Genomic DNA, 1,689 nt, shown 5'->3' with positions numbered 1-1,689 from the left:
CCTGAATCCGTGACGAGATTTTGTACGGACCGATAATTCATGGGATCGGGGGGTGGTTGAGCCTCCCGTTTTCCCTGGTTTTCAAGAAATCGGCCTCCTAAATTCGCCTGTACCCCTTGCTCTCTGACAATCGAACCGTTTTGCTGCCCCATTTGCCGGTTTCAGGGCGTGCCGAGTCAGGGCTTCCTTCTGGCTGCCCTCTTGTGCCCCTATTTCTGTCCCGTCTCGCGCTAACCATAGGCGAGTTTCTCGTACATCCTGGCAAAGGTCTCGGCATGGGCGCGCACATGGCGGCTGAACCGCAGCTTCAGGCGTCTGCCGGTGGCTATCAGTCTCCCGGCAAAGTAGATCAATTCCTGAATGACGGTCTTGAGTCTTCTCCGTTTGGCTTCATGGCGGATGATCCCCTTGTTGGTCACCAGGCAAATCTGACCGATGAAGCGCAGGATGTTGTACACCAGGGCACCACAGGCCATGACTAACTGATTGGTGGCAAACTTGCCCGACGGCAGGCGTTCCAGATCCATGTCGGTCTTGATCTCGGCATGGTACTGCTCGCAGAGGGCATGGCCCTTGTAGAGCTCGATCACCTCTTCGTCGGTAACGTTCAGGCTGTTCCACCACCCTTCGAGCTCGATGTCGGGAACAAGAAGCGGCTGTCCCTTTTTGTCGATGGTCCGCTCCGTGACCCTCATGACCCGGCGCAATGTAAGTGTTTGCTTGTCGCCGTTCTCATCGGTGACGTCGTGCTTCTCTTTAACGCTGAAGATGGCTACCCGCTTGCCGGGACGCGGCGTCGTAACGGTTCCCGTTTCAAATGCTCGTTTCGTCCAGGCTCCGCAGTCCTGTTTCCGGGGGTTCCACTTGATGATCCAGTCCACCTTGCGGTGACGGGAGAGCTCCACCAGGTTGTCCATTGAATCATGGGCTGAATCGGCACGCACAAGGAGCTTTGTGGAGCAGAACTGGCGAACCCGGGCGAGCGTCTCGCGGATGTAAGAGATGAACTCCTTCTGTGGGTGCTGCGAACCGCTGAGAAGGTGGAGGTTGACCAGCCACCCCTCGGCACCGAGATACGCCGGCAGAGCAAGATATCCGTCAACTTTCCGGTAGGTCGGGGTGACCTTCTCCTTCTTGCTGCCGGAGTTGTCCATGACGAATCCATCGATATCCAGCGAGATGTGACCGGTGGCAAGGGGAGTCAGGGGCGCCTTCGAGTTCTCCAGAAACTCGATGGAGGACCAGGAGACAACCGGGAGGAACCTGGCGGCATTCTCATCCATACGCTGACGCATGGTTCCTTCGGAAGGGACATGGCTGTTGCCCAGTGATTCGCGAAAGAAATCATCATCCCGGTACTGCTCTACGGCAACAAAGTCGCTCTTGGCCTGCGCCAGAATCCCGCAGTAGCTCTTGATGACATCGCCATGGGATATGACATCGTCGGAAGGAACTGCCTTGGCAAGGGCAGACACCAACGCGGTGAAACGGTTTACCCCAAGTCCGACAAGGGCGAGGCCGGAATGGGACGTGTAGAACTCTTGGTCGGACTGCTCGATCTTGAAACGCTTCATGGATTCACCTGCCGGGTGAGTTTTGTTGCGTAGCAAAATAGCTCAATTATCAAGGAACATCAAATAGTTATAGCCGACAAAATCAAGTTACTGAACTTGCTGTCACGGTGTCAGG

The 1,689-nt window shown here is 55.9% G+C and carries 1 protein-coding gene; it reads right to left on the bottom strand.

The features are described from left to right. Nucleotides 1-230 precede the first annotated feature (230 nt). Nucleotides 231-1,574: an IS1380 family transposase gene (locus KJB29_RS19030; protein ID WP_215735886.1), complete on the bottom strand. Its 1,344-nt coding sequence runs from the start codon at nucleotides 1,572-1,574 to the stop codon at nucleotides 231-233. Nucleotides 1,575-1,689 lie beyond the last annotated feature (115 nt).

The organism is Geobacter grbiciae (genome assembly GCF_018531165.1).
Taxonomy (GTDB): Bacteria; Desulfobacterota; Desulfuromonadia; order Geobacterales; family Geobacteraceae; genus Geobacter; species Geobacter metallireducens.
The sequence above is the reverse complement of the archived record's forward strand: the minus strand, read 5'-3'. Positions and strand labels throughout refer to the sequence as shown.